Raw genomic sequence first — 566 nt, 5'->3', positions numbered from 1 at the left:
GGAGTATTCGCGCCTTGATCACGGATCGTCCCGCCGCAGACGCCGTTTCCGCCTATGAAGGCGTCGCCAGTGACATCGATCGCGAGCGGGATATCGCCTTCTGCCGCGAGCATGGACAAAGCGAGACAGAGGCAAAACCCCTGACGACAACAGCTTCGATTTTTGGCGTTTGACCTGGTGCAGATCAAGCGCCTGATCGAAGCTCATGTTGTGTCAGGCTTGGCCATGTTCCGCGTGACGCCCCTCAGGCGAAGACATCTCTGCTTTGCATATTCTCATCAACGCGTTAGCCGACCATATCGTGGGACGCCTGGTGGCTACCGACTTATTGGACGCGGGAGACGATGGTGTCGGCGACGCAAGCACTGCCCGACCGGGCCCTGACCGGCATCGCCGGGCTCGACGACATCCTGAATGGCGGCCTGACCCCACACCGCATGTATCTGGTCGAGGGCACGCCGGGCACCGGCAAGACTACTCTTGGCCTTGGCTTCCTGTTGGCGGGTGCCGCGATCGGAGAGACCGGGCTCTACATCACTCTAGCGGAGACTGAGGTTGAGCTGCGC

General features: G+C 61.1%; 1 protein-coding gene. It reads left to right on the top strand.

Features of this window, described 5'->3' with window-relative positions; translation table 11 throughout:
- Positions 1-347: 347 nt before the first annotated feature.
- On the top strand, positions 348-566 hold a 219-nt coding region (locus tag AC0IYH_RS29125), incomplete at its 3' end, for an ATPase domain-containing protein (RefSeq protein WP_471837483.1).

Source organism: Pseudomonas sp. AC463, assembly GCF_979253585.1.
The sequence above is the reverse complement of the archived record's forward strand: the minus strand, read 5'-3'. Positions and strand labels throughout refer to the sequence as shown.